The organism is Micromonospora krabiensis (genome assembly GCF_900091425.1).
Lineage (GTDB): Bacteria > Actinomycetota > Actinomycetes > Mycobacteriales > Micromonosporaceae > Micromonospora > Micromonospora krabiensis.
Map to the genome: position 1 here is coordinate 4,901,895 of NZ_LT598496.1, position 26,149 is coordinate 4,928,043.

At 72.6% G+C, this 26,149-nt stretch carries 29 protein-coding genes; 6 read left to right on the plus strand and 23 right to left on the minus strand.

Annotated features, from left to right (window positions below):
* Positions 1–24 precede the first annotated feature (24 nt).
* Positions 25–1,005 carry a zinc-binding dehydrogenase gene (locus GA0070620_RS22410; RefSeq protein ID WP_091593911.1) on the minus strand — a complete coding sequence of 327 codons (981 nt, stop codon included), beginning with the start codon at positions 1,003–1,005 and terminating at the stop codon, positions 25–27.
* Between the two features lie 119 nt (positions 1,006–1,124).
* On the minus strand, positions 1,125–1,583 hold the full coding sequence (locus GA0070620_RS22415; protein WP_091593913.1) for an Lrp/AsnC family transcriptional regulator: 459 nt from the start codon (positions 1,581–1,583) through the stop codon (positions 1,125–1,127).
* 59 nt (positions 1,584–1,642) lie between these two features.
* Here GA0070620_RS22415 and ddaH point away from each other — a divergent pair, with 59 nt between their 5' ends.
* Entirely contained in the window at positions 1,643–2,476 is an 834-nt protein-coding gene (gene ddaH, locus GA0070620_RS22420) for a dimethylargininase (protein WP_197677477.1), read from the plus strand.
* A gap of 84 nt (positions 2,477–2,560) precedes the next feature.
* On the opposite strand, the gene GA0070620_RS22425 is transcribed toward ddaH, so the two are convergent.
* Together GA0070620_RS22425 and GA0070620_RS22430 are read right to left on the minus strand one after the other, a co-directional pair.
* Positions 2,561–3,754, minus strand: coding sequence for an ABC transporter substrate-binding protein (locus GA0070620_RS22425; RefSeq protein WP_091593916.1), 1,194 nt, complete (start codon positions 3,752–3,754; stop codon positions 2,561–2,563).
* 48 nt (positions 3,755–3,802) lie between these two features.
* Positions 3,803–4,630, minus strand: coding sequence for an alpha/beta hydrolase family protein (locus tag GA0070620_RS22430; RefSeq protein ID WP_091593918.1), 828 nt, complete (start codon positions 4,628–4,630; stop codon positions 3,803–3,805).
* Between the two features lie 83 nt (positions 4,631–4,713).
* Between GA0070620_RS22430 and GA0070620_RS22435 the strand changes: the two genes are divergently transcribed.
* Complete coding sequence (locus GA0070620_RS22435) at positions 4,714–5,313, plus strand: bacterial proteasome activator family protein (RefSeq protein ID WP_091599192.1); 600 nt, start codon at positions 4,714–4,716, stop codon at positions 5,311–5,313.
* A 38-nt stretch (positions 5,314–5,351) separates the two neighbouring features.
* Here the strand turns inward: GA0070620_RS22435 and GA0070620_RS22440 are convergent, their stop codons facing one another.
* From GA0070620_RS22440 to GA0070620_RS22450, 3 genes are all read right to left on the minus strand, one after another.
* On the minus strand, positions 5,352–6,164 hold the full coding sequence (locus GA0070620_RS22440) for an HAD family hydrolase (RefSeq protein ID WP_091593919.1): 813 nt from the start codon (positions 6,162–6,164) through the stop codon (positions 5,352–5,354).
* On the minus strand, positions 6,164–6,985 hold the full coding sequence (locus GA0070620_RS22445) for an HAD family hydrolase (RefSeq protein WP_091593920.1): 822 nt from the start codon (positions 6,983–6,985) through the stop codon (positions 6,164–6,166). The genes GA0070620_RS22440 and GA0070620_RS22445 overlap by 1 nt, the downstream gene beginning before the upstream one ends.
* 202 nt (positions 6,986–7,187) lie before the next feature.
* Positions 7,188–7,910, minus strand: coding sequence for a hypothetical protein (locus tag GA0070620_RS22450; protein WP_091593922.1), 723 nt, complete (start codon positions 7,908–7,910; stop codon positions 7,188–7,190).
* A 130-nt stretch (positions 7,911–8,040) separates the two neighbouring features.
* Between GA0070620_RS22450 and GA0070620_RS22455 the strand changes: the two genes are divergently transcribed.
* The 3 genes from GA0070620_RS22455 (at position 8,041) to GA0070620_RS22465 (ending at position 9,790) form a co-directional block, all read left to right on the plus strand.
* Complete coding sequence (locus GA0070620_RS22455; RefSeq protein ID WP_091593924.1) at positions 8,041–8,472, plus strand: OsmC family protein; 432 nt, start codon at positions 8,041–8,043, stop codon at positions 8,470–8,472.
* A 133-nt stretch (positions 8,473–8,605) separates the two neighbouring features.
* The gene (locus GA0070620_RS22460) at positions 8,606–8,953 is read left to right on the plus strand and encodes a metallopeptidase family protein (RefSeq protein ID WP_172836479.1); all 348 of its coding nucleotides are present in this window, start codon (positions 8,606–8,608) and stop codon (positions 8,951–8,953) included.
* Between the two features lie 114 nt (positions 8,954–9,067).
* The gene (locus GA0070620_RS22465; protein ID WP_091593926.1) at positions 9,068–9,790 is read left to right on the plus strand and encodes an AIM24 family protein; all 723 of its coding nucleotides are present in this window, start codon (positions 9,068–9,070) and stop codon (positions 9,788–9,790) included.
* Positions 9,791–9,844: 54 nt separating this feature from the next.
* On the opposite strand, the gene pheA is transcribed toward GA0070620_RS22465, so the two are convergent.
* From pheA to GA0070620_RS22490, 5 genes are all read right to left on the minus strand, one after another.
* A complete protein-coding gene (gene pheA / locus GA0070620_RS22470; RefSeq protein ID WP_091599198.1) occupies positions 9,845–10,801 on the minus strand; it encodes a prephenate dehydratase in 957 nt (318 codons plus the stop codon).
* Positions 10,802–10,811: 10 nt separating this feature from the next.
* Positions 10,812–11,309 carry a hypothetical protein gene (locus GA0070620_RS22475; RefSeq protein ID WP_091593928.1) on the minus strand — a complete coding sequence of 166 codons (498 nt, stop codon included), beginning with the start codon at positions 11,307–11,309 and terminating at the stop codon, positions 10,812–10,814.
* A 229-nt stretch (positions 11,310–11,538) separates the two neighbouring features.
* Complete coding sequence (locus GA0070620_RS22480) at positions 11,539–11,928, minus strand: ACT domain-containing protein (RefSeq protein ID WP_091593930.1); 390 nt, start codon at positions 11,926–11,928, stop codon at positions 11,539–11,541.
* 72 nt (positions 11,929–12,000) lie between these two features.
* Positions 12,001–12,459 (minus strand): PAS domain-containing protein, encoded by a 459-nt coding sequence (locus GA0070620_RS22485; protein ID WP_091593932.1) that lies wholly within the window; start codon positions 12,457–12,459, stop codon positions 12,001–12,003.
* A gap of 177 nt (positions 12,460–12,636) precedes the next feature.
* Positions 12,637–13,377: a hypothetical protein gene (locus GA0070620_RS22490; protein ID WP_091593934.1), complete on the minus strand. Its 741-nt coding sequence runs from the start codon at positions 13,375–13,377 to the stop codon at positions 12,637–12,639.
* A gap of 163 nt (positions 13,378–13,540) precedes the next feature.
* Here GA0070620_RS22490 and GA0070620_RS22495 point away from each other — a divergent pair, with 163 nt between their 5' ends.
* Positions 13,541–14,752, plus strand: a complete 1,212-nt coding sequence (locus tag GA0070620_RS22495; protein WP_091593935.1) for an arginine deiminase — start codon at positions 13,541–13,543, stop codon at positions 14,750–14,752.
* Positions 14,753–14,782: 30 nt separating this feature from the next.
* Here GA0070620_RS22495 and GA0070620_RS22500 read toward each other — a convergent pair whose 3' ends face one another.
* The 11 genes from GA0070620_RS22500 to GA0070620_RS22550 form a co-directional block, all read right to left on the minus strand.
* Positions 14,783–15,667 carry a DUF5926 family protein gene (locus GA0070620_RS22500; RefSeq protein ID WP_091593937.1) on the minus strand — a complete coding sequence of 295 codons (885 nt, stop codon included), beginning with the start codon at positions 15,665–15,667 and terminating at the stop codon, positions 14,783–14,785.
* Positions 15,668–15,763: 96 nt separating this feature from the next.
* The gene (locus tag GA0070620_RS22505) at positions 15,764–16,180 is read right to left on the minus strand and encodes an ATP-binding protein (RefSeq protein ID WP_231922462.1); all 417 of its coding nucleotides are present in this window, start codon (positions 16,178–16,180) and stop codon (positions 15,764–15,766) included.
* A 70-nt stretch (positions 16,181–16,250) separates the two neighbouring features.
* Positions 16,251–17,708, minus strand: coding sequence for a sensor histidine kinase (locus GA0070620_RS22510; RefSeq protein ID WP_091593941.1), 1,458 nt, complete (start codon positions 17,706–17,708; stop codon positions 16,251–16,253).
* A 123-nt stretch (positions 17,709–17,831) separates the two neighbouring features.
* Complete coding sequence (locus GA0070620_RS22515) at positions 17,832–18,626, minus strand: glycerophosphodiester phosphodiesterase (RefSeq protein ID WP_091593944.1); 795 nt, start codon at positions 18,624–18,626, stop codon at positions 17,832–17,834.
* Positions 18,627–18,636: 10 nt separating this feature from the next.
* On the minus strand, positions 18,637–18,972 hold the full coding sequence (locus GA0070620_RS22520) for a rhodanese-like domain-containing protein (RefSeq protein ID WP_091593947.1): 336 nt from the start codon (positions 18,970–18,972) through the stop codon (positions 18,637–18,639).
* A gap of 58 nt (positions 18,973–19,030) precedes the next feature.
* Positions 19,031–19,948, minus strand: coding sequence for an LCP family protein (locus GA0070620_RS22525; RefSeq protein ID WP_231921908.1), 918 nt, complete (start codon positions 19,946–19,948; stop codon positions 19,031–19,033).
* 231 nt (positions 19,949–20,179) lie between these two features.
* The gene (locus GA0070620_RS22530; protein ID WP_091593948.1) at positions 20,180–21,412 is read right to left on the minus strand and encodes an LCP family protein; all 1,233 of its coding nucleotides are present in this window, start codon (positions 21,410–21,412) and stop codon (positions 20,180–20,182) included.
* 169 nt (positions 21,413–21,581) lie between these two features.
* The gene (locus tag GA0070620_RS22535) at positions 21,582–22,838 is read right to left on the minus strand and encodes an LCP family protein (RefSeq protein ID WP_091593950.1); all 1,257 of its coding nucleotides are present in this window, start codon (positions 22,836–22,838) and stop codon (positions 21,582–21,584) included.
* A 75-nt stretch (positions 22,839–22,913) separates the two neighbouring features.
* Positions 22,914–23,894 (minus strand): NAD-dependent epimerase/dehydratase family protein, encoded by a 981-nt coding sequence (locus tag GA0070620_RS22540; RefSeq protein ID WP_091593952.1) that lies wholly within the window; start codon positions 23,892–23,894, stop codon positions 22,914–22,916.
* A 178-nt stretch (positions 23,895–24,072) separates the two neighbouring features.
* Positions 24,073–25,746, minus strand: coding sequence for a solute symporter family protein (locus GA0070620_RS22545; protein WP_091593954.1), 1,674 nt, complete (start codon positions 25,744–25,746; stop codon positions 24,073–24,075).
* Positions 25,724–26,086: a DUF485 domain-containing protein gene (locus tag GA0070620_RS22550; protein ID WP_091593957.1), complete on the minus strand. Its 363-nt coding sequence runs from the start codon at positions 26,084–26,086 to the stop codon at positions 25,724–25,726. Before GA0070620_RS22550 ends, GA0070620_RS22545 begins: the two co-directional genes overlap by 23 nt.
* Positions 26,087–26,149: the final 63 nt, after the last annotated feature.

The window sequence follows — 26,149 nt, forward strand, 5'->3', positions numbered from 1 at the left end:
CCACCGCCGCGCAGACAGCGCCGCTCAGCCGGCGTCGGGGCCGGACCCGGGCCGGACGTCGAGCAGCGTCTTGCCGACCGTCTCGCGGGCCTCGATCGCCGCGTGCGCGTCGGCGGCCCGCTCCAGCGTGAACCGTTGGCCGATCAGCGGCCGGAGCCGCCCGGCCGCGGCTTCCGCCAGCGCCCGCTCGGCGTACGCGCGCAGCCGGGCCGGCGGCACCTCCGGCCGGACCAGCGTCACGCCCCGGGCGGTGGCGTCCTCGGTCGGGATCCCGGCCCACTCGCCGCTGGCCAACCCGAAGCTGACCATGCGCCCGCCTGGGTCGATCAGGGTGAACGCGGCACGGCCGATGTCGCCGCCGACCCCGTCGAAGACCACGTCGACTCCGCCGGTGGCGCCCCGGACGCGCTCGGTCCAGTCCGGCGCGCGGTAGTCCACCGCCACCGTGGCGCCGAGCCCCGCCAGCAGCGCGACCTTGCGCGGACCGCCGGCCACCGCGACCACCCGGGCTCCGGCCGCCGCCGCGAGCTGTACCAGCAGGCTGCCCACCCCGCCGGCGGCCGCCTCCACCAGCACTCGGTCGCCGGGCCGGACGCCGACCGTGTCGACCAGCATGGTTGCCGTACGCCCGTCGGCGAGCAGGGCCACCGCCGCGTCGAGCGCCAGCCCGTCCGGCACCTCGATGGGCAGGGTCGCGTCCACGGCGACCCGCTCGGCGTAGCCGCCCGAGCCGCCGGTGCCGCTGACCACGCGTCGGCCGACGACCGCCGGGTCGACGCCCACGCCGACGGCGGCGACCACGCCTCCGACGCCGTTGCCGGGGATCAGCGGTGGAGTGCCGCCGAACGGCCCGGTCCGGCCCGCCCGGAACTGGGTCTCCACGAAGGTGATGTTGGCGTGCGCCACGTCGACCAGCACCTGCCCCGGGCCCGGCCGCGGATCGGGTGCCGGGCCCGGCACGAGCACCTCCGGGCCGCCGAATTCCCGTAGCCAGACCGCGTGCACGGCTCTCCCTAGGTTTCGTCCTCCGGGCGTCGGTGCTGCCCGGGCACCAGTGGACAACCTCAAGCGGGCTTCAGGTCAAGCGGTGTGGTCTTCCGGCCGGACGGGCGGCGGCACGGCTGTCAGCCGGCGGACGGGCCGACGCCGGGTGACTCCACCAGGCGGGAGAGCACGATGGTGCTCCGGGTCGAGGTCACGAACGACTCGGCCCGCAACCGCTCCAGCGCCGCCTCCAGGTGCGCGATGTCGGCCGCCCGCAGGTGGACGAGCGCGTCCGCCTCGCCCGACACGGTGTAGGCGCCGACCACCTCGGGGTGTCGGCGGGCCGCGACGCCGATCTGCGCCGGGGTGGTGCGTCCGGCGCAGAACAGCTCGACGAACGCCTCGGTGGTCCAGCCGACGGCGGCGGGGTCGACGACGGCGGTGAATCCCCGGATCACCCCGGTGGCCCGCAGTCGATCGACGCGTCGCTTGACGGCCGGGGCGGAGAGTGACACCCGGGTGCCGATGTCGGCGTACGAGGCGCGGGCGTCTGCGACAAGCAACGCAATGATCCGCTGGTCAACGGCGTCGATCTGCAACGTTCCGCCTCTGGGAAGCAATGGTTGTGGCTGTTACCGACGTTCCACGATACCTACTCTTGGTCACCGTGAACCAGCAGCGAGTGCCGCGAAAGCGGACATATCTCATGTGCTCCCCGGAGCACTTCGCGGTCGAGTACGCGATCAACCCGTGGATGGACGTGACCACCCCGGTCGACCCGGAGCTGGCCGTGAAGCAGTGGGACCGGCTGCGCGAGACGCTGGTCGGGCTCGGCCACGAGGTGCACCTGTTGACGCCGGAGCGTGGCCTGCCCGACATGGTCTACGCGGCCAACGGCGCCTTCGTGGTGGACGGCACGGCGTACGGCGCTCGCTTCAAGCATGAGCAGCGTGCCGCCGAGGCCGCGGCGCACCGGGCGTTCTACGAGGCACAGGGCTGGCGCTTCATCGCGCCGAGCGAGACCAACGAGGGCGAGGGCGACTTCGCGTACGTCCCGGAGGCGCACGGCGGCCTGATCCTCGCCGGGCACGGCTTCCGTACCGAGCTTCCGGCGCACGCCGAGGCGCAGGAGGCGCTCGGCCGCCCGGTGATCTCGCTGCACCTGGTCGACCCGCGCTTCTACCACCTGGACGTGGCGCTCGCCTCGATCGACGACGGCAACATCGTCTACTACCCGGGTGCGTTCTCGGCCGCCAGCCAGCGGGTCCTGGCGCAGCTGTTCCCCGAGGCCGTGGTGGCCGACGACGAGGACGCGCTGACCTTCGGCCTGAACCTGGTCAGCGACGGCCTGAACGTGGTGCTCAACAGTGAGGCGACCCGGCTGGCCGGCAAGCTGAAGTCGATCGGCTACCGCCCGGTGCCGGTCGAGCTGGCCGAGCTGAAGAAGGGCGGCGGCAGCGTGAAGTGCTGCATCGCGGAGCTGCGCCACTGACCCGGCGCCGTGTGCGTACGACCAGGGGCCGGCCTCCCGCGGTGGGAGGCCGGCCCCTGGTGTGTCCGGTCCGGAGCGGAGTGGTCAGCCCAGCGTGGCCAGCTCGTTGACGACGACGTTCGACAGCACCTGGCCGTCGCGCTGCACCTGGCGCAGGTACCACTTCTGCTGCGGCGTACGCGGCTGGTTGAACTGCCAGATGCCGCGCGGACTGTCGATCTGGCCGAGCTTGCCCAGTGCGAGGTTGACCTGCTGCCGATCCGGGTTGTCGCCGGCCAGGCCGATCGCCTGGTGCAGCACCTGCGCGGCGTCGTACGACGCCATCGCGTAGGTGGTCGGCGAGATGTTGTGCTTCTTCCGGTAGGCCGAGGCGAACACCCGGTTGGCGACGTTGTTCAGGTCGGCCGAGTAGTTCAGCGCCGTCTGGATGTTGAGCGCGTCGTTCTTGAGGCTGTCCAGCGCGGCGCCCTCGGTGAGGAAGCCCGGGGCGTAGATGGGGCCCCGGTAGCCCTCGTTGCGCAGTTGCTTGACGAACTCGACACCGGCGTCGCCGGCGAAGAAGCAGAAGATCGCGGTGGGCTTCCGGTTGCGGGCCCTGCGGATGTCCTGGACGAACGCCGTCTTGCCCGGGTTGAGGGCGGGGGTCGTCCAGACCACCTCGCCGGCGATGCGCGGGTCGCTGGCGCCGAACTCCTGCCGGAAGCCACGCACCACGTCCGGGGCGCCGACGTTCTCCGGCATGATCATCACGATCTTGCTGTTGGCCGGCAGGCGGTCCTTCAGGTAGCGGCCCAGGGCGCGGCCGGCCTCGTCCAGCACGTACGAGGTGCGCCAGATGTAGACGACGCTCTGCAGGCTGCTCGGCGAGGCGTTCGAGCCGATCAGCGGCACCCGGGCCTCCTCGACCATGTCACGGATGCCCAGCATGGCGGCCGAGTTGACCACGCCGGTCAGCGCCAGCGCGCCCTGCTTCAGCAGGCCGTCGACGGCCGCCTGGGCGGTCTTGGCGCCGTCGCCCTCGTCGGCGGTGATCAACGTGACCGGGTGCCCGCCGAGCTGCTGGTCGTGCAGGTCGAGGAAGAGCTGGAACCCGTTCGTGATCTCCTCGCCGATCGCCTTCAACCCGCCGGCCTGCGGAGCGATCAGGCCGATCTTGATCGGGCTCTTGGGGCCGGCCGCCGGTCCGCTCTCGGTGTCGTCGCCGCACGCCGCGACGAGTCCGGTCGTACCGAGCGCGCCCAGCAGTTGGAGTGCCCGCCTGCGGTTCATCTGCGACACCGGGATCCTTCCCAATATGTGAGCAGGGCTCTCCGCCCCATCGGCGTTCTACCTGCTCGGCGACGCTGCGTCAATCGGCGAGTGATCATCGTGTAGGGACTGCAACGCGGCCACGACCGTCGGCCAGGCCACCGACTCGGGGTCGATAAGTGCGAAATGCTCGCACTCGGGCAGCTCGATAAGGGAGATATCGGAACCCGCGGCGCGGGCGGTGGCGACGAAATCCCGGCTCAACTCCACCGGCACCTGCCGATCCTGCGCGCCATGGACGACTACGGTGCGTGTTTGCATCGGTACCAAAGACCGTGGGTCCGCCGCCGCGTACCGCTCCGGCACGTCGTCCGGCCCTCCGCCCAGCAGCGCCGCCACGGCACCGTCGTCCAGGTCCCGCCGGTACGCCTCGGCGAGGTCGGCCACCGGGGCGAGCGCCAGCACGCCGCCGACCGTCGCCGGCGCCGTCCCGGCGACGTGGAGCGCGAGGTGCCCGCCCGCCGAGTGCCCGACGAGGATCGGGGCGACCCCCGAAACCCGGCCCGGCATCGCGGCGGCGGCCAGCCGCGGCAGCGCCGCGACACCGCTCACCACGTCCGTGAGGGTGCCCGGCCAGCCACCGCCCGGCTGCCCGGTCCGCCGGTACTCCACCTGCGCCACCGGGTGCCCCAGCGCGGCCAGGGCGGTGGCCAGCGGGCCGGTGTGGCGCCGGTCGTACTCGGCTCGCCAGAACCCGCCGTGGATCACCACGACCAGCGGTCGCGCCGGGCCGCTCCCCGCCGGAACGCGGAGGTCGGCGATCTGGTCCGGATGGTCGCCGTACGCCACGGTCAGGTCGGGCTCCGGGGCGGGCCGGGTGAGCACGGCACGCGGATCGGCGGGCATGGCGCGACGGTAGCGTGCCGGTCGGGTGGTTCGACGCCGGGGAGTCGGTCCCGGCACGCATGGGCGGGGGCCGCTGGGTAAAGATGGATCCCATGACCGAAGCGCTCTCCGCTGGACAGAACGACGAGCCGGGCCGCGAGGACACCGGTCACTCCGGCACGGTGGTGGTGGTCGGCCCGGACGGCCAACCCGTCGGCACCGTGCAGACCGACGAGGGGCCGGGCGAGGACCCGACCCGGCTGGTCGAGCAGCCGGCCAAGGTGATGCGGATCGGCAGCATGATCAAACAGCTGCTGGAGGAGGTCAAGGCCGCCCCGCTCGACGACGCCAGCCGGCACCGCATGCGCGAGATCCACGAGCGGTCGATCGTCGAGCTGAAGGAGGGCCTCGCGCCGGAGCTGCGCGAGGAGCTGGAGCGGATCTCGCTGCCCTTCACCGAGGAGGGCGCGCCCAGCGAGGGCGAGCTGCGGATCGCCCACGCCCAGCTGGTCGGCTGGCTGGAGGGTCTCTTCCACGGCATCCAGGCGGCGCTGGTCGCCCAGCAGATGGCCGCCCGGGTCCAGTTGGAGCAGATGCGCTCCGGCCGGCAGGCGCTGCCCAGCGGCCCCGGCGGGGTGGTGCCCGGGATGCCGGGCATGGGGCAGGCGTCGGGCGAGGGCCACAACACCGGGCAGTACCTCTGATCCGGCCGCCGCCCCCGCAGCCGGGGGCGGCGGTCCGGTCAACCCACGTCGAAGATCTTCTCCAGGTACGCCGCCACGCCGTCCTCGGAGTTCGCCGCGGTCACCTCGTGCGCGACCTCCAGGACGGTGGGGTGCGCGTTCGCCACCGCCACCGCCCGGCCGGCCCAGGCCAGCATCGGCACGTCGTTGGGCATGTCGCCGAAGGCCAGCACGTCCCGGGCGTCGATGCCGAGCCGCTCGCAGTACCACGCCAACCCGGCCGCCTTGGTCACCCCGGCGGCGGAGATCTCGACCAGGCCGGACGTGGACGAGTGGGTCGCCTCGGCCAGGCCTCGCAGCGCGCTGCCGATCAGCGCGGCGAACGCGTCCGGGTCCTGCTCCCCGGCTCGGGCGAGCAGCTTCACCGCCGGCGCGGTCAGCAGCTCCTCCGGCGTCTCGACGGCCCGGATCGCGTCGTGGTCCGCGTCCCAGCGCAGCGGGTAGTGCGCCTCGTGCCGCATCTGCCGGCTGTCGCTGATCTCCACCGCGAACGTGATGCCCGGTACCTCGGCGCGCAGCCGGCGGGCGACCTCGGCGAGCAGCGCCGGCGCCAGCGGGTCGGCCCGGAGCACCTCGTCGTTCGCCGGGTCGTACACCACCGCGCCATTCGCGCACACCGCCGGCAGCGGCTCGGCCAGCTGGTCGTACACCATCTTGAGCCAGCGGATCGGCCGGCCGGTGACCAGCACGACCGGCGTGCCCTGCGCGGAGATCCGGGCCAGGACCCCGGCCGTACGCGGACTGAGCGTCCGGTGGTCCCGCAGCAGCGTGCCGTCGATGTCGGTGGCGACCAGTGCCGGTGTCTCTCCCATCACCGGGAGAGTAGTCGGTCGAGGTAGACCGCCACCCCGTCGTCGTCGTTGCGCAGGGTCACCTCGTCGGCGGCGGCGCGGACGGCCGGGTGGGCGTTGGAGACGGCCACCCGGGACCAGCCGGCCCACCCGAACATGGGCAGGTCGTTCGGCTGGTCGCCGAAGACCAGCACGTCGTCCGGGTCGACGCCGAGGGCCTGGGCGACGACGGCCAGCCCGCTGGCCTTGTCCACGCCGGGCGGGCAGATCTCCACGAACCCGAGCCCGGCCTGGGTGAGCGTCGCCACGTCGGCGGGCACGATCCGACGGGCCACCTCCAGCAGCTCGTCCACGTGGTGGTCGGCGGTCCGCGCGAACGCCTTGATCACGTCGGTGGAGAGGCACTCCGCGCGCGTACGCGCCTCGAACCGGTCCGGATAGGGCCAGCTCGGGTGGTAGTCACCCCACAGCGGGGCATCGTGCTCGTCGGAGGCCTCCACCATCACGGTGAGCGGGCCGACCTCGGCCTCCAGGTCGGCGAGCAGCCGCGCGAGCACCTCGGCGGGGAGGCGCTCGTCGCGGAGCACCACCGGACCGGCCGGGTCGCTCTGGTCGACGACGCGCCCGCCGCCGGCCATTACGAGGAAGTCGGCCGCGCGGATGTCGTTGCGGGTCAGCTCGGTCAGCCGGGGGCCGCGGCCGGTGGCGCCGACCACCGGGATCCCGGCGGCCCGCACCCGGTCGAGCACCCCGTGCGTGTACGCGGACACCGTGTCGTCACTGCGGACGAGTGTCCCGTCGAGGTCGGTGGCGATGAGCTTGGGCAGTCCCGGGCGGGTCATGGTTCCTCCTTCGCCCGCCGCCGTCGCAACCAGCCGTTTTCGTGGTCGATCGTCGACCCGGAGTGACGGCGGGCAGCAACCGTACCTCGCCCGACGGGTCGTAACCATGGCTTCCAGGCGAATCGGACGCCAACCCGCGGCGCCCCTCCGGTGTCGGGTCGCCCGGGGGCCGTGAACGGGGTCGCCGGGCCGGCCCGGGGACTCAGATCGGCGACTCCGGCCGGGCGAACGGGATGGTCGGCTGCACGGTCAGGTCGGTCGGAGCGGGTGGCACGTCGTCGCGCTCCGCCGGGCCCGGGCCACGCCCTCGACGGCGGAACAGCGGCCCGGCCGGGGTGTCGTCGCCGTCGTCGGTCGGGCCGGCGTCGGTGGTCAGCCAGAGGGCGGCGCCGAGCAGGGCGCAGGCGACGAAGGCCATCACGAGGCCCCGGCCGTACTCGATCTCGAAGCCCTCGTCGGGCGCGTACAGGCGGGTCCGCTGCCCGGCGTCGTCCAACGTGATCGCGGTGGTGGTCAGCAGCACCAGCAGCGCGCCGGCCAGGGCGAGCCCGGCCACCCGGGCGTTCACGCGGACGCCCCGGGTGCCGCGGAGCGCGAGCGCCACCGCGGTGACCAGCACGAGCAGCCCGACCAGGTAGCCGGTGCCGAGGTTGCCGATCTCGGCGAGCCCGGCGGGCACCCGGATGGAGCTGCCGGTCGGGCCGCCGTTGGGGATGGTCATCACCAGCCACTCACCGGCCAGCGAGGCGGTCGCGGCGACCGCGCCGAGCCCGGCGAGCAGCGGCGGCACGCGGCGGTCCCGGGCCAGGCCGGCGAGCGACCGCCCCGGCCGTGGCGCGGGCCCGGGCTCGGCGGCGCCCCACTCGACCACGGCCGTGCCGTCGGACCGGTCATCCTGCCGGGGGATGGGCAGTTCTCGGGACATCGGGGAACCCCTTCCGCCGGTCACGCGCCTGCCGGAATTCTGGCACAGCGGCACGCCGGTGACGGGGATCGCAGCAGGGGCGTCGGGTGAGCTCGTCGCAGCCCGGGCCGCTTTCCGATAGCGTCGCAGCATGCCTATCCGTACCGCTTCCGCACGTTGGCAGGGCAACCTCACCGAGGGGTCCGGCACGATCCGCACCGGCAAGGGCGGGATCGAGGGGAACTACTCGTTCAAGTCGCGCTTCGAGGAGGGTGAGGGCACCAACCCCGAGGAGCTGATCGGCGCCGCGCATGCCGGCTGCTTCTCGATGGCCTTCTCCAAGGCGCTCGCCGACGCCGGCTCCACGGCGACGTCCGTCGAGACCACCGCCAAGGTCCACCTGGACAAGACCGACGCCGGCATGACCGTCACCCGCATCGAGCTGGAGACGGTGGGCCAGGTGCCCGGCATCGACGAGAGCGAGTTCCAGAAGCTCGCCGAGGCCGCCAAGGCGAACTGCCCGATCTCCCGGCTGCTCTCTCCGGGCGCCGAGATCACCCTCACCGCCCGCCTCAGCGCCTGACCACTCCGCTCGGCACAGCCGTCGGCCACGGGAGGGGGGCGTCCGACCCCGGACGCCACCCCTGCCCGTGACCGCGTCTGGATCTTTAACCGGCCCGGTTCCGGTCGGGATCGGGCAGAATGGCGGAGTGCCGGTGGAGATGAGCCGCGAGCGCTTCGAGGAGCTGGTCGGTGACGCCCTCGACGAGGTGCCCGAGGAGCTGCTCGGCCTGATGAGCAACGTGGTCATCCTGGTCGAGGACGACCCGCCCCCCGGCGACGAGGACCTGCTCGGCCTCTACGAGGGGCACGCCCTCACCGAGCGCGGGTGGGACTACGCCGGTGTCCTGCCGGACCGCATCTTCATCTACCGCCACCCCATCCTGCGGATCTGCGACAACGAGGACGACGTCGTCGACGAGGTCGCGGTCACGGTGGTGCACGAGATCGCCCACCACTTCGGCATCGACGACGAGCGGCTGCACGCGCTGGGCTGGGCCTGACCACGCCGCCGGTCCACCGGGCGTCGGGCCGCGCCACACCGCTCCGCTGACGGCCCCGCGTTGCGACGGTCCCCTACCGTCGTGGAAGGCAACGCGACCTCAGGAGGCAATTCCATGCGCAGCGCGCTGTTCTCCGCGGAGAACCTTGAGAAGGAGTCCGCCCAGCCCGGCATGCGGCTGCAGAACTCCAAGATGTTGAAGATCGAGCTCAACGGCGAGGCGATGGCCCGGGTCGGGTCCATGGTCGCCTACCAGGGGAACGTGCAGTTCCAGGCCCTCGGGTCGGGCGGGCTGGGCAAGTTCCTCAAGCAGAAGCTCACCGGCGAGGGTGTCCCGCTGATGCGGGTGAGCGGCCAGGGTGACGTCTTCCTCGCCGAGCTGGCGAAGGACGTCCACATCATCGACCTGGAGCCCGGCGACGCCCTCTCCATCAACGGCTCCAGCGTGCTGGCCTTCGACTCCACCCTCCAGTACGACATCAAGATGGTCGGTGGCGCCGGCATGGCGTCGTCGTCCGGCCTCTTCAACTGCGTCTTCACCGGCCACGGTCGGATCGCCATCACCACCAAGGGCACGCCGGTCGTGCTCAACGTCGACCAGCCGACGTACGTCGACCCGCAGGCCGCGGTGTGCTGGTCGGCCAACCTCCAGACCGGCTACCACCGCGCGGAGCAGCTGGGCCTCGGCACGCTGCTCGGCCGGCGCACCGGCGAGTCGTTCACGATGAGCTTCGCCGGCCAGGGCTTCGTGGTCGTGCAGCCGTCCGAGGAGCCGCCGGTCATGGGCAGCGGCGCGCAGGAGCAGCAGGGCGGCCTGCTCGGCGGTCTGCTCAGCTGACGGTCGGGTGCTCCGGCCGGGGCGGCGTCCGCCCGTCCCGGCCGTCCGGGCCGGTCAGCTGAGCTCGCCGGTGCGCAGTCGGGCCAGCCACGCCGCCGCGTCGGCGTAGTCGGTGTCGGACAGGCCGGGTGGCGCGGGGACCGGTCGGTCGCCCTCCGCCTCGGCCCAGCGGTGACGGGGATACGACCCGAGGAAGCGGACGTCGGCGCAGACGCGGCGCAGCCCTTGGAGGGCCTCGCCGAGCCGGACGTCGGCCACGTGGCCGGAGCAGTCGAGGAAGAAGACGTACCGGCCGAGCGCCTCGCCGGTCGGCCGGGACTCGATCCGGGTCAGGTTGACGCCGCGTACGGCCAGCTCCATGAGCACCGACAGCAGGGCGCCCACCCGGTCGTGGGCGATGTAGACGGCGAGCGACGTGACGTCGTCGCCGGTCGGCGGCGGGGGCGGGCCGGGGCGGGACAGCAGCGCGAAGCGGGTCACCGCGTCCGGATGGTCGGCGATCTTGTCGGCCAGCACGGCCAGCCGGTGCCGGGTGGCGCCGATCGGCGCGCAGATGGCCGCGTCGTAGTCGCCGCCGGCCGCGCCCGCCGCGGCGGCGCCGTTGGAGAGCACGTCGACCACCACGGCGTCCGGCAGGTGCGTACGCAGCCAGTTGCGGCACTGGGTGGACGCCTGCGGGTGCGCCGCCACGCTCCGGATCGTGGTCAGGTCGGTGCCGGACCGGGCGCCGAGCACGAACTCGACCGGCAGGATCACCTCACGGGTGATCACCAGGGGGTCCCCCTCGGCCAGCTCGTCCAGGGTCACCCCCACCGCGCCACCGATGGAGTTCTCCAGCGGCACCAGCGCCGCGTCGGCGTCACCGGACCGTACGCTCTCCAGCGCCTCCCCGACGCTGCGGGCCGGCGTGCGGCTGCCCCGCTCGGCGGCGGGGACGGTGCGCAACGCCTGCTCGGCGAAGGTGCCCTCGGGGCCCAGGTAGACGAAGCGCGTCGGCGGTGTTCCCGGCATGCCGACCAGCCTACGCACCCGGTACGCCCACCGTGCCGCCGTCGCAGGCCAAGCCCCGGAGCCCGATCGGTCCGGCGACCCGCACCTCGGCGGTGCAGACATCCGTGCCCGCGGTGACCAGCTCCAGCGCCCCCGACCGCTCCCGGGTGACCACCTGGAGTTCCTCGTGGCCGGTCACGTCGAGCACCGTGTACTGCCAGTCCGCGGCGCAGAGCGGCCCGGTGCGTACGCGGACCCCGACGTTGTCCGGCAGCACCCCGGCCCGGCCGCGGAGCAGCGCGATGATCCGGGAGCCGGTGGGCCCGCCCCGGCAGGCGGTGGCCACCAGCCCGGCGTCGGTGGTCGGGGTGACCGGCACGGTCGGCGCGCCGGACGGCAGGCCGGTGGCGGGCGGGCGCGCCGGGGTGGGCACCGACGTCGGGAGGGGCGGTGCGGTCGGTGCGGAGTTCCGCAGCTCGGGCGGCGTCCCGCAGCCGGCCAGCGCGAGGACGGCCAGCACGCCCACCATCGCCCGGCGCCGTCGCGGGATGGTGGTCGACCGGCTGGCGGGTGGGGCCCACGTGCGGGTTTCACCGACCCGCACACGCGTCGAGGCGGGTGGGGCCGACGTGCGGTCGGCGCGCGGGGGCGCCGTGTGGCGGAGTTGGGTGCGCGGCACGGACCGGTCCTGGGGGCGGAGGGGTGGTCGGCCGGGGTGGCCGAGCCCATCGTAGGAGGAACCGATGCCGCGGTGAAGGTCAGCCGGAGACCCGGTGCCCGGCCCGTTCCAGCGCCGTGGTCGCCTCGTCGAGCCGAACGGCCGGGACGAGTAGGTAGTCGGTGTCGAAGGTGGAGAAGGCGACCGCGTTGACCCGGGCGCCGGCCAGTGGGTCGACGAGCGCGGCGAGCGTGCCGGTGACGGCCAGGTCGATCGGACCCGAGACCCGTAGGCAGCGCCAGGCGGTCTCCACCACCGCCTGCTCGGGAGCCCGGTCCAGTGGGCAGATGACGGAGATCCCGTCGGTGGTCCAGCTGACCGTCACCACGTCGGCATGGTTCAGGCCGCGCGACAGCGTGGGCGGCAGTGCGGTGCCGGCGGCCATCCGGCACACGGCGTACTCCTCCGGTAGCAGATCGACATCGAGCATGAGGGCACCCTACGGCCTCGGAACCGGTCCGTCCGGGTACGCCGCGTGCGGCGATTGTCAGATTTGCCCAGGTCAGACGCCCGAGAAGAAGGTGAGCGAGCCGGCGACCGCCCCCTCGGTGAGCACCGGGGTCGAGATCGCGTCGACCGTCGCGTCGGATGCCTCCTCGCCCGCCGCCCGCACCCGCAGCAGGCCACGGGCGAGCCGACCCGAGGAGAGCGCCAGCAGCGGCGGGATCTTGTCGACCTCCTGCTCGGTCAGCGCGACCCCGTGGGCCGTGAAGTCGACCAGGCGCAGCCCGCCGTCGAGCAGTGGCAGGCCGACCAGGTCCTCCGGCTTGCCGAGGCCGAGCAGCTCACAACCGGCGGCGGAGATCGCCACCACCGTCGTCTCGGCGTCGATCAGCAGGCAGGGCTCGTCGGCGTGGGTGACCGTGGAGCACCACTGGCCGAAGTTGTCGAACTCCGGCGCTGTCGCGGCCCCCGCTGACGGCGGAAACACTTCCGAGAGCGAGAGTTCGACGTGGGCCACCGCGCCTCCTATGTGCACCCTGGGACTGTCCACGCTAGCCGGTCGCCCGGAGGATCGTCGATCGCGCCGTCGTCACCGACCCGCCCACGGCCGGACCGAGGCCCGAGCGGGACAGGTCGGCGACGGCGTGGATGCGCGCCGCCGACGGCGGCGGTACACGTGACGTCCGGGCTGACGTTACCGGCGGTTCGCCGGCTTGTCAGCGGCCGTTCGGCCGTCGTCGTACCACCGGTAGTCGGCCGCTGGACGGTACGTGCCGTTCAGCCAGGTGCTCGGGTGCTGCGCCACCCGCGACAGCTTCTCGGCGGTGGCCGGGCTGATCCGGCTGCCGCCGGCCACGAGCAGGCGGTCCAGCTCGCGGTGGGTCGCCATCAGGCAGTCCTTCGGCAGGCCGTAGACGCTGATGACGCCGGAGCCGACGAAGGTCAGCACCGGCGTCACCGGGATGGGGAGCCCCACCGCGTCGGAGAGGGCCTTGCTCGCTCGCTTGGCGTCCCGGCGGGCCTCCGCCACGTAGGGCGGCCGCTTACCGTTGATCTGCACCACGTCACCGGCGACGAGCACGCGCGCGCGGCCGTGGTCGGCGATGGTGACGGCGAAGAGGCCGCTCGGGCCGATGGCGAGGAAGCCGGCGCGCTCCTCGTGCGGACGGTCGAGGAGGACGTCGACGGCGTCGGTGCGGGGCCACTCGATGACGTGCCAGCCCGGGCCGAGATGATCCAGTTGGCCGAGGGCGCGGGCACCCGCCGCCTCGAGCCGCCGGGCGCCGCGCTCCGCCCGCCGACGGCGGGCCCACTCCAGTGGTGTGGGACGGGCCGGGTCGAGGACCCCCGGCGACTCCACCCGAGGGTGTGGCACCGTGGCGGGCGGCAGTGCCCGAGCGGTGGGGACGGCTCGGCGAGCGGGGAAGACAGTCATCGCGACCTCCGGCAAAAGGTCCCTCGAAGTTATGTCTCCACTACCCTACGTTGCCACTCCCGGGGGTCGGCAAGGTGGAGCGCCGGAGTGACTGTGGATGAATGCCATATTCATCCACAGTTCTTTTCTCGGATACCGCCAAACCCTGCCCTAGGCTGCCCTCGTGACCCACTATGTGGACAGTGAAGTAGGTCGGCTCGGCACCGTGCTGTTGCACCGCCCCGGGCCGGAACTCGCCCGGCTGACGCCGCGCAACAACGACTCGCTCCTCTTCGACGCGATCCCCTGGGTCGGTCGCGCCCAGGAGGAGCACGACGCGTTCGCCGCGGCGCTGCGCGAGCGCGGGGTGGAGGTGCTCTACCTCGCCGCACTGCTCGCCGAGACGCTCGCCGTGGCCGACGCCCGCGCCGAGTTGACCGAGCAGGTGCTCCGCTCGCCCCGGCTGGGCGACAGCCTGCGTGCCCGGGTCGCCGACCACCTGGCATACCTGGACCCGGCGGCGCTCGCCGACGTGCTCATCGCCGGCCTCGCCCACGAGGAACTGCGGATCAGCGCGGAGCGCCCGGGCGGGCTCGTCTACACCCTCATGGACCGGCACGACTTCGTCATCGACCCGCTGCCCAACCTGCTCTTCACCCGCGACTCGTCGCTCTGGATCCGGGACCGGGTCGGCGTCACCAGCCTCGCGATGACCGCCCGCCGCCGGGAGAGCACCCTGACCCACGCCATCTACCGGCACCACCCGCGCTTCGCCGGGACCAGCTTCGTGTACGACCCGGGCCTGGAGCACCTGGAGGGCGGGGACGTGCTGCTGCTGGCGCCCGGTGTGCTCGCCGTGGGAGTGGGTGAGCGGACCACCCCGGCCGGCGCCGAGCGGCTCGGCCGTCAGGTCTTCGCCGCCGGCCTCGCACACACCATCCTCGTGGTGCCGATCGCCCAGGAGCGGGCCACGATGCACCTGGACACCGTCTGCACCATGGTCGACGTCGACGCCGTCCTGATGTATCCGAACGTCGCCGACACGCTGTCCGCGTACACGGTGATCGCCGGCGCCGACGGGGAGGACCCCCGGGTCGACGGTCCCGCGCCGTTCCTGCGGGCCGCCGCCGACGCGATGGACCTGGACCAGCTCCGGGTGATCGACACTGGCCTGGACCCGGTCACCGCCGAACGCGAGCAGTGGGACGACGGCAACAACACCCTCGCCATCGCGCCCCGGCTCTGCGTCGGCTACGAGCGCAACGTGGAGACCAACGCGCAGTTGGAGCGGTCCGGCATCGAGGTGATCCCGATCGCCGGGTCGGAGCTGGGCTCCGGCCGAGGAGGCCCGCGGTGCATGTCCTGCCCGCTGGTGCGGGAGCCGCTGGGCGGCTGACCGCCACCCGTGCCCGCACCGGCGGGTTGGTCAGCGCAGGGTGAGCTGGCGGCCGAGCAGGCCCTGCCGGGAACGCCGCGCGGCCGCGTCGAGCGGGCCGCCCTCGGCCGCCGCCTCGGCGTAGCGCTTGGCGAACTGGGCCACCGGCTCCTCCCACTCGCCGGCCGGCGTCTGCTCGGGCAGGTCCCAGACCGGCACCAGGCGTCCGTGTGCGCGGAACATGCCCGCGAAGCGCGTGCCGTCGCCGAGCGGCAGCGAACCGGCGGCGCCGAGGCGGGCCAGCGCGTCGAGCGCCACGTCCTCCTCCTCCGGCAGCACCCAGCGCACGTGCGCCTTCTCCGGCACCTGGCACCAGTACGCGGCCTTCGCCGCGCTCATCCGCACGGTCGGGTAGATGGCGGCGTTCGCCCGCTCCAGGGACGCCTGGACGGTCGGGTCGTCCGCCGCGCCCGGGTCGAGCCAGAAGTCGAACCCGTCGTGCATCGTGATCTCCAGCGGGCCGTCCACCAGCACGTCCTGCAGGCGGGGGCCGGGACCGGGCAGCGGTGGCACGGCCACCTGGCCGCCCGGTTCGGTGCGCAGCGCGCAGAGCAGCGCCTCGGCCAGGTCGCGGGAGACGTCGCCGGACTGGATGTGACGCTGGAGCCCGATGAACACCCGGCCATCCGCCTTGGTCATCGCCGGGGCGGCCATCGGCAGCACGGTGGCCAGCGTCACCGGGCGGTCACCGAACTCCTCGACCAGGTCGGGAGCGAGCCGCAGCGGCGCGGACGCGGCCGGCACGAGTTCGCGCAGCGCGATCCACTCGGGCTCGTCGACCAGCCCTTCGAACGGTCGCGGCACGAAGATGTCACGCACCTTCTCCCGCTTCGGGGTGGTCTCGGCGGCCCGCTGGTTCTTTCGACGCTTGCTCACGGCGAGACAGCCTAGAGGCCCCGACGGCCCGCCGTGGGGAGGACCCGCCTCCCGGGCACCTTCGATGCGGTCACCGCCCCGGCGGGCGGGGACCGGTCAGCCGGCGATCACCAGGTCGGGTCGGCTCACCGGGCTCGGCTCGAACTCGGCCCACACGCTCTGGCCGAGCCCGTCCCGGTCGACCCCCCACCGGGTGGCCAGGCCGGCGACGATGTGCAGTCCGCGCCCGTCGGCCGCGTCGGTGGTGGCTGCCCGCATCCGGGGCCCCTCGCCGGCGTCGCCGTCGGTGACCCGGAGCTGCACCCGGGGGCCGTCGACGGTCTCCCGCAGCCGCCAGGCCACCCGCACCACCCCACCGGGCAGCGGACGGGCGTGCCGGACCGCGTTGCCGACCAGTTCGGCCAGGACGGCGACCAGGTCGGCCAGGAGCGCCGAGGGCACCAGGCCGGTCAGCTCGTCGGCGAGCCGGTGCCGGGCGAGGCGTGCGCCGGTCGCGTGGTGGGGCACCACCACGCACCACGCCCGTTCGCCGGATCCCGTCCCCACCTGCGCCCCTTCACGCCCTCGCGGCCCTCGCCGGTCGTCATCCGCGCGGCAGCCGCACCTCTGCGACCGTACCGCCACCGGTCCTCGGTCGGAGGGATACCCATCCATTCTGCTGTTCAACGATCCGGCGGACGAGATAGAGGCCGAGCCCCGCGCCCGGATAGCCCCGACGGTCCCCCGACTCGCCCTGCCAGAACCGATCGAAGGCGCGTTCGACGTGCTCAGGCCGAATGCCGATGCCCCGGTCGCTGACCCGGAACGACACCATCTGCCCGTCCTCCCGCGCGCTGATCTCGATCCGGGTGCCCGGCGCCGAGTACTTCCCGGCGTTCGTGGCGAGCTCGGTCAGCACGGTCGCGAGGCTGGGCCGGTGACCGAGCGCCTTGGGCAGGTCGGCCGGCAGGTCGAGCAGGAGCCGGTGACGCAGCTCGGCGGGGAGGTCGAGGACAGCGGCGCGCAGGGCGTCGCCCAGGTCGAACGGCGCCGGCGGTTCGTCGCCGGGCCCGGACTCGGCGGCGGACGAGAGCAGCCGGTCCACGAGCCGCGCCAGCTCGTTCGCCCGCTGGCCGATCACCCGCGCGGCCTGCCGCCGGTCCGTCTCGGTCAGCGACTCCCAGTGGTCGGTCAGGGTGTCGGCGTACCCCTTGATGACCGTCACCGGCGTACGCAGCTCGTGGCTGGTCACCGCCACGAAGAGGTCGCGCTCGTGGTCGCGGCGCTGCTGGTCGGTGATGTCGCGGAAGGTGACCACGCGCAGCGTGCCGGGCCCGGGCAGCTCTCCCGACGTGATCCGCAGCCAGCGGCCGTCGGGCAGCCGGTGGTCGAGCACCTGACCCGAGGGCGGGATGGGGAAGGGCAGCGGTCGGCTGAGCGCCTGGTTGGCGGGGCGGCCGGTCACCTGCGCGGCGGCCGGGTTCCAGAGCCGGACGTAGCTGTCCCGGTCCACCACCGCCAGCCCGTCGGCGAGCGCCGCGACGACCGGGCCGTCGCCGTGCACCGGCAGCCCGCTCTGGTCGCCGTACATGTGGGCGATGCAGGAGGCGAGGTACCCGACGACCCCGTGCTGCCCCGGGTCCGGTCCGTCGTCGCCGTCCCGGTAGAGGGCGTGCAGGCTGCCGACGGTGTGGCCGCCGATCTCCGCCCGGGACACCACCATGTGGTGCAGGCCCCGCTCGGCCAGCTCGGTGGTGAGCTTGCCGCCCAGCTCGTCGAGGCGCACCTGCTGCACGCGGGGGCCGGTGAGCAGGCACACCGTCGCCGGGTCGTTGACCGGCAGGGGCCGGCCGACGGTCCACTCGGCGGCGCCGGTCGCGGAGATGACGCGGCCACCGGTCGGCCCGAACTCCAGGAACGCCATGGCCGCCGCCCCGAGCGCCGGCTGGGCGACCCGGAGTAGCTGGGTGAGGACGGGCAGGCCCGCGTCACCCGAGTTGATCATTTCGATGACGACGGTGTGGCCGGCGATGAGAGCGGGGAAGTCGATGCGCTCCGGCATGTCCCCGAGTGTGCCCCGGCGTCACCGTTTTGGGCACCCCCGGGACCGGCGCCGGCCCGGGAGGACCAGCGCCGGCCCGGGACCCCGACGGCGGAGCCGCCCGGCTGCTCCGGGCCGGGAGGGTCAGCGGCCGAGGCGGGTCAGGGTGTGCGCCGGTCGGTCGGTGATGATCCCGTCCACGCCGGCGGTCAGGACGAGGTCCAGATCGTCCGGCTCGTTCACCGTCCAGACGTACACCTGGTTGCCGGCCGCCCGCAGCGCCGGCAGCAGCTGCGGGCGGGCCCGGACCAGGCCGATGCCGGGCCCGGCGATCCGGCTGCCGAAGGGCAGCCGACCCAGCCGCAGCCAGCGGGGCAGCACCTCCAGCAGCAGCACGGTTGGCAGGGCCGGTGCCAGCTCGTGGACCCGGCGGACGGCCAGCGGGGAGAAGGACATCACGGTGACCTGGACCGGATGGTCCGGCGCGGGCTCGGCCAGCCCGTACCGGCGCAGCATCGTGACCAGCTTGCGCTCGACGTCGCCGCCGTACCGCGAGGGGTGCTTGGTCTCGATCAGCAGCCGCACGGGCCGACCCGCGGCCAGCACCGCGTCGAGCAGCCGTTCGAGGGTGAGCAGACGGGTGCGGGAGTCGTCCGGCGGCTCGTCGGTGTCCGCCGGCAGGCCCCCGGGGTGCCACGAGCCGAAGTCGAGCGCCTCCAGCTCGGCGAGCGTGCGGGCGCTGACCAGACCGCGTCCGTTGCTCGTACGGTCCAACCGCCGGTCGTGCACGCAGACGAGGTGGCCGTCGCGGGTCAGCCGGACGTCGCACTCCAGCCCGTCCGCGCCCTCGGCGAGGGCCCGCAGGTAGGCCGCGAGCGTGTGCTCCGGCAGGTCGTACGAGGCGCCGCGGTGCGCGAACACCAGGGGTTGGTCGCCCATCCCACCCGCCCTACAGCACCCGGCCCGGCTGCCCGTCGTCGCCGACCACCGGACGCCCGGCGGCGGCCCAGTCGCCCATGCCGCCGGACACGTTGCGCACCTGGTCCCAGCCGTTGCGCATCAGGTACGCGACGACCTGGGCGGAGCGCCCGCCGGAGCGGCAGATCACCGCGACGTCCCGGTCGGTGGGCACCTCGGCCATGCGGGCCGGCAGCTCCATCATCGGCAGGTGGTGGGCGCCCGGCGCGTGGCCCGCGGCCCACTCGTCGTCCTCGCGGACGTCGAGCAGGTAGGTGGCGTCGTCGAGCTCGTTAACGGTCACGGTGGGAACCTGGGATCCGAACACGGGTAACAAGCCTAGATCCTCGCCCGGCGGTTCGGCGCCGACCGGGCCGTCGACGCCGTCACAGCTTGACCACCCAGCGCGGATTGGCGCCGACCCAGGCCGGCATCGCGGAGCCCCGGACGGCGTCGAACAGCCCGTTGCCGCCGTTGTCCAGCACCACGTACGACACCTCGTCGATGACCTGCGGGTACGAGGGCACCTGCACCCCGCGCAGCGAGTCCGGGGGCAGTCCACGGAGCGAGAAGAGCAGGTCCTCCAGCGCCACCCCGTTGGTGTCGACGGTCAGCGAGCCGCCGACGGCACGGATCACCTGGTCGAGCTTGACGGGGTTGTTCCGCAACCGGGTCTCGGAGGCACGGTCCAGCAGCGCCCGCAGCAACTGCTGCTGGTGGCGCTGCCGGTCGTAGTCGCCCCCGGGCAGGTCGTAGCGCTGGCGGACGTAGTCCAGCGCCTCGGCGCCGTTCATCTGGTGGCAGCCGGGAGTGAAGACGCGGTTCGTGTGGATCGAGCGCACCTCGCCGTCCACGCACATGCGGACGCCGCCGAGCAGGTCCACGACCTGACGGATGCCGGCGAAGTCGACCAGCGCCGCACCGTCGAAGCGGAGCCCGGTGAGCCGGCTCAGGGTGGACGACAGCAGTTGGGCGCCCGGCTCCCCGCCGCCGCCGTGCTCGTACGCGGCATTGATCTTGTCCTGGCCCCCGGGATAGCCGGAGCCGGCGGGGATGGTGACGAGGAGGTCGCGGGGGATGGAGACCAGGTACGCCTGGCGCAGGCCGGCGGGCACGTGCACGACCAGGATGGTGTCCGCGCGCTGCTCCGGGTTGGTGTCGTTGGGCCGCCGGTCGGTGCCGATGAGCAGGTAGTTCAGCGGGCCGGAGAGGTCGGTGCGCCCGGTGCGGGCGTCCGGCGCGAGCAGTTGCTCCTTGAGCACCGTGCGGTCGTAGCGGTCGGTGAGCGCCCGGAGCCCGACCACCGCGAGACCGGCGAGCGCGACCAGCGTCAGACCGATGCCGAGCAGGATGCGGGGCCAGCGTGCGCGGCGGCGCGGAGCGGCCGGAATGTCCGCCCGCTCGCCGTCCCGGCCCGCCCTGGACGTGGTGCCTCCCCGCAGCCGTTGACATGAGTCCTGCTCACGTCAGGCTACGGAAAGTGACGGCTTTGTCGGTCCGTTTCGCCGACAACCAGCGGCGTCGGCCGTCGCCGCTCACTTGCGGGTGGAGATCACCTCGGGGTGGTTGAACACGAACTCGGCCAGCTTGTCCTTCTTGACCGCATCGAACATCGCCAGCGTCTCGGCGCTCAACAGCTCCTTGCCGTTGCCGTCGCCGTTGAAGGTGCCGTTGTTCGTCTTGAGCATGGTCAGCTCGTTGCCGCTCACGCCGCGCATCGTGAAGATGAAGTTGGCGATCGGCACGCCGCCGGTGTCCAGGACGAACGCCTTGCCCGCCGCCTTGATGAGCGCCTGGAGCTTGCCCAGGTTGGTCAGCGTGCCGTTGTCGGTGGCCTTCTTGGCCATCGCCTTGATCAGCTGCTGCTGGTTCTGCTGCCGGTCGTAGTCGCTGTTCTTCAGGCCGTAGCGCTGGCGCGAGTAGTCGAGGGCCGCCCAGCCCTCCATCTCCTGGCAGCCCTTCTTGTGCACCACCGGGGTCATCCGCTTGCCGGTCTTCTTGGCGTCCGCGTTCCACATCGGCTTGCCGTCGACGTACGACATGTGGTGCGACTTGACCTCCTGGCTCACGCAGATCCGCACGGAGCCGAGGGTGTCGATGATGTTCTTGAAGCCGCCGAAGTTGATGATCGCGGCGCCGTCGAAGCTCACCCCGGTGAGCCGCTTGATGGTCTGCGCCATCAGCTGGGCGCCGCCCTCCCAGCCGCCGCCGTTGCGGGCACCGATCTGGAAGGCCGCATTGATCTTGTCGGTGCCGCCCGGCCAGTTGCTCTTCTTGAACGGCGGGATCTGTGCCTCCGTGTCCCGGGGGATGGAGATCAGGTAGGCCTGGTCGTGCGTCGCCGGGATGTGCAGGATGATGATGCTGTCCGACCGGACGTCGTCCGCCGCCCACCGTTCCCGGGCATCCACGCCCAGCAGCAGCATGTCGATCGGGCCGTCCAGGTTGGCGCCGCCCTCGGCGTCGGTCTTACCGGCCTCGCCGAGCAGGTTGCGCTGGGCGATGTCACCGGTCGCGCTGCTGATGACCGCCTTGCTGCCGACGATGGCGACGCCGCTGCTCATCATCAGCACCGCGCCGAAGACGACGGTGAGCCGGGCCCAGAGCGGATCCTTGCGGCGCTTCCGCTTCGTCGGCCGGCCGCCTTTTCCACCGCCGCCGTTCCCGCCGCCGCCCGAGCCCCGCTGTGGAGGCACGGCGGCGGAGCCGCCGGCCGGTGGGCGGGCGGCGTCCAAGGATGGTGGGCGACGGCTGGTCTGAACCGGCATGCCTGCTCCAGCTCACGTGATCAGGGGGCGGCACCACTGTACGGACACTTTCTGGACCTGGCGAGTTCGTGTATTGGCCATGTTCTGTTCGCCCTGCGGCTCACGCAGGGGGATTGTCCGATCGGACAGTCTTCACTCGACCAATCGGCGGTTGGCTTTCCGGAATCGGTCAGCCACCGTCCGTGCTCTTCGGCGGGTTGGCCTTGATCCAGTCGGCCATGGTGTCGGCGGACATCGCCCGGTACATCGCGAGCGCCTTCTCCCGGTCGGACACCACCACCGACTCCCCGTTGATCGTCTCGCTGCCCGAGTTCGGGCTCGTCACGAACGTGAGGTTCTCGCCCCGCAGGTTGCGGAACTCCACCGCCATGTCCATCAACGAGAATCCCCGGTCCACGGTCACCGCATCGGTCACCGACTGGAGGAACGCGTTCAGTTTCCGAGGGTTGCTCAGCGTGCCGCTGCTCGCCGCCTTGTCCATCAGGGCGCGGAGGAACTCCTGCTGGTGGCGCATCCGGGCGAAGTCCCCGTCCGGGAACTGCTTGCGCTGCCGGATCCAGTCCAGCGCCTCGGCCCCGTTCATGTGGTTGACGCCCTTGGTGAACGTCCGGTAGGGCTTGTGGATCGAGGTGATGGTCCGCTCCACCTTCAGGTCGACGCCCCCCAGCGCGTCCGTGACCTGCTTGAAGCCCGCGAAGTCGATGGCCATGACATGGTCGAGCCGGACGTCGGTGAAGCACTCGACGGTGCGTACGGCCAGCGGCAGGCCACCGAACGCGAAGGCCGCGTTGATCTTCGCGCGCCGGGCCGCCGAGCAGTCGGCGCCGGCCGACTCCGGGATGGGCACGTAGAGGTCGCGCGGAATCGAGACCAGATAGGCCTGCTGGTGGTCCGACGGGATGTGCATGACGATGATCGTGTCCGCCCGCCACTTGCCCGCCTGGTCGACCGGGGCGTCCGGGTCCCGGGAGTCGGTGCCCACGAGCAGGATGTTGAGCGCGCCCTCCACCGGCTTGGCCGGCCGCCCGCCGGTGATCTCGGCGAACGGGTCGGTGCGGGCCAGGTCCTTGTCGAGGTTGCGCACGTAGAGCCAGCCGCCGAGACCGCCGAGCAGCGCGAGCACCAGCACCGCGACCCCGGCCACCAGGCCGATCCGCCCCCACCGGGGTCGCGGGCCACGCCGGCCGGGACGCCCGTCGCCCGAGCCGCCGGGACCCCCCGGACCACCCGGACCGTCGGGCCCGGACGGCCCACCCGGCCCACTCGGCCCACCGCGGAGCGGCCCCTCGTCGGGCGCCGGGTACCAGCGTGTCTCCGACGGTCGGGCGCGGCCGGTGGCGCCGCGCGGGCGTCCGGGAACGGACGCGCGCCCGGAGCTGCGGTGCAGATGCGGGAGCGGAAGGCCGGCAGGCGTGGACGCGGACATGTCACTCAGGGTACGTAGCCTGAGCCACAGGCGCTCTCAAGCGAGGACCGGCGCCCGGGTGCGGGTCGTGGGCGGTCAGCCGCCCAGGCGGTCGCGGAAGTGCTCGATCGTGCGGGCCAGGCCGTCCTCCGGCGTCACCGTCGGCTCGTAGCCGAGCAGCTCACGGGCGCGGGTCAGGTCCGGCCGGCGCATCTCGGGGTCGTCCGCGCTGCGAGTGATGTAGGTCACCTCGGAGCTGCTTCCGGTGAGCGACACGATCGTCTCGGCGAGTTGCCGCATGGTCATCTCGTGCTCGGTGCCGCAGTTGATCGGCCCGGTCTCGGTCGAGTCGAGCAGCAGCAGGATGCCCCGGACGAGGTCCGCCACGTAGCAGATCGAGCGCGTCTGGTCGCCGGTGCCGTGCACCGTGAGCGGCTCGCCGCGCAGCGCCTGGGAGATGAAGGTGGGAATGGCGCGGCCGTCGTCCGGCCGCATCCTCGGGCCGTACGTGTTGAAGATCCGGACGATCGCGGCGTCGAGCCCCCGGCTGCGGTGGTAGGCCATCGTGGCGGCCTCGGAGAAGCGCTTGGCCTCGTCGTAGACGCTGCGGATGCCGATCGGGTTGACGTTGCCCCAGTAGGTCTCCCGCTGCGGGTGCTCCTTCGGGTCCCCGTACGCCTCGGAGGTGGACGCCATCAGGAAGCGGGCGCCGTCGGCGAGCGCGCGGTCGAGCAGGTGCAGGGTCCCGACCGAGCCGACCCGGAGGATCTCGACCGGCAGCTTCTCGAAGTCGGTCGGACTGGCCGGCGAGGCCATGTGCAGGATCGCGTCGAACCGCTCGGCGAGCGCCGGGTGGTGGGTGGGCAGCCCTTCGGAGATGTCCGCCTCGACGAGGGTGAACGTCGGCGTGTCGTGCAGGTGCGCGACGTTCTCCTTCGAACCGGTGACGAAGTTGTCCAGCGCGACCACGGTGCAGCCCCGCGCGATCAGGGCGTCGACCAGGTGCGACGGGACGAATCCGGCACCCCCGGTGACGAGGATGCGGTGACCGGGGCCGAAACGGGCTGCAACCTTCATACCGGTCAGCCTACTCAGCGTCGTCGCGGCCCGCCCTGGCGACCGTGCGGATGGGCCGCCCTCGCCGCCTTCGCTGCCCGTCCGGCGGGCGGGGGACGGCCGGACGAGAAGGGCCCCCTCCCGGAACGGGAGGGGGCCCGGGGTGCCGGCCGGCGGGGGGTGCCTGGCCAGCGGCTTCTCAGTGGGCGCCGGCGCCGGTGAGGGAGCGCACCTCCAACTCGGCGTACTTGTCCTCGTCGTGCTCCTTCGAGATGAGGGTGCCGATCCATCCGCAGAGGAAGCCGAACGGGATGGAGAGCAGACCCGGGTTGGACAGCGGGAACCACTGCCAGTCGTGGTCGGGGAACATCGCGGTCGGTGCTCCCGAGACCACCGGCGAGAAGAAGACCAGGACCACCGCGGCGAGCAGGCCGCCGTAGATGGCCCACACCGCGCCGGAGGTGTTGAACCGCCGCCAGAACAGGCTGTAGAGGATCGCCGGCAGGTTGCCGGACGCGGCGACCGCGAACGCGAGCGCCACCAGGAAGGCCACGTTCAGGCTCTGCGCGTAGATCGACAGTGCGATCGAGACCGCGCCGATCACCAGGGCGGAGATCCGCGCGACGCGTACCTCCTGCCGCTCCGACGCCTGCCCGTTCTTCAGGACGTTGGCGTAGAAGTCGTGCGCCAGGCTCGACGACGACGCCAGGGTCAGCCCGGCGACGACGGCCAGGATGGTGGCGAAGGCGACCGCTGCGATGACGGCGAGGAGTGTCGCCCCGCCGAGATCACCACCGAGGAAGTCCACGCCGAGCGCCTCGGCGAGCTGTGGCGCCGCCGTATTGCCCGCGCGGTCCTGCGCGGTGATCGCCTCGCTGCCCACCAGTGCCGCGGCACCGAAACCGAGCGCCAGCGTCAGCAGGTAGAACGTACCGATGATGCCGATCGCCCAGAGCACGCTCTTGCGGGCCGCCTTGGCGGTCGGGACGGTGTAGAAGCGGATCAGGATGTGCGGCAGGCCGGCGGTGCCGAGCACCAGGGCGATGCCGAGCGACAGCAGGTCCATCTTGTTGTAGAAGGTCTGCGTCGAGTTCCCGGCGACCTCGACCCCGTAGCGCAACCCGGGTTCCAGGAACGCCGCCCCCTTGCCGGAGGACGACGCGGCGTCGCCGAGCAGGGAGGAGAGGTTGAACTTGTACTTCGCCAGCACCAGCAGCGTCATGATCAGCGCGCCGCCCATCAGCAGGAACGCCTTGACGATCTGCACGTAGGTGGTGCCCTTCATGCCGCCCACCGTGACGTAGATGATCATCAGGGCGCCGACCATGATGATGGTGGCGACCTTGGCGGCGTCCGCGTCCATGCCGAGGAACGTGGTGCCCGGCCGGATGCCGAGCAGCAGCGCCACCAGGGCGCCGGCGCCCACCATCTGGGCGAGCAGGTAGAAGATCGACACGGTGATGGTGGAGACCGCCGCGGCCGTACGCACCGGACGCTGGCGCATGCGGAAGGCCAGGACGTCGGCCATCGTGTACCGGCCCGAGTTACGCAGCAACTCCGCGACGAGCAGCAGCGCGACCAGCCACGCGACCAGGAAGCCGATCGAGTAGAGGAAACCGTCGTAGCCGTAGAGGGCGATGATGCCGGCGATGCCGAGGAACGAGGCGGCCGACATGTAGTCGCCGCCGATCGCCATGCCGTTCTGGAAGCCGGAGAACGACCGGCCGCCGGCGTAGAAGTCGGTGGCGGTCTTGGTCTGTCGGCTGGCCCAGATCGTGATGGCCAGGGTGACCGCCACGAACACCAGGAACAGCGTGATGGTCAGGTTGCGGGCGGTCGTGCTACCCGCCTCAGCCGCGAGGACCGTGTTCATGCTCCACCTCCCCGATCTCGGCGCGGATCCGGTCGGCGACCGGGTCGATCTTCCGGTCGGCGTACCGGGAGTAGAGCCAGGCGATCACGAACGTCGAGACGAACTGCAGCAGGCCGAAGACGAGCGCGACGTTGATGTTGCCGACGAGCTTCGCGCCCATGAAGTCCCGTGCGTACGCGGAGAGGATGACGTAGAGCGCGTACCACAGGAAGAACGCGACGGTCATCGGGAAGACGAAGCCGCGCAGGGCACGACGCAGCCCGGCGAACTCGTCCGACCGTTGTACGGCGACATACCGGTCCGGCGCGGATGCGGTCGGCGCGGGTGTGTCCGTGGACATCTGTGGATCACCACCTTCACAGGCGTCGGGGATTTTCGCGCACGGTAGAAAGCGCGGTCCCCG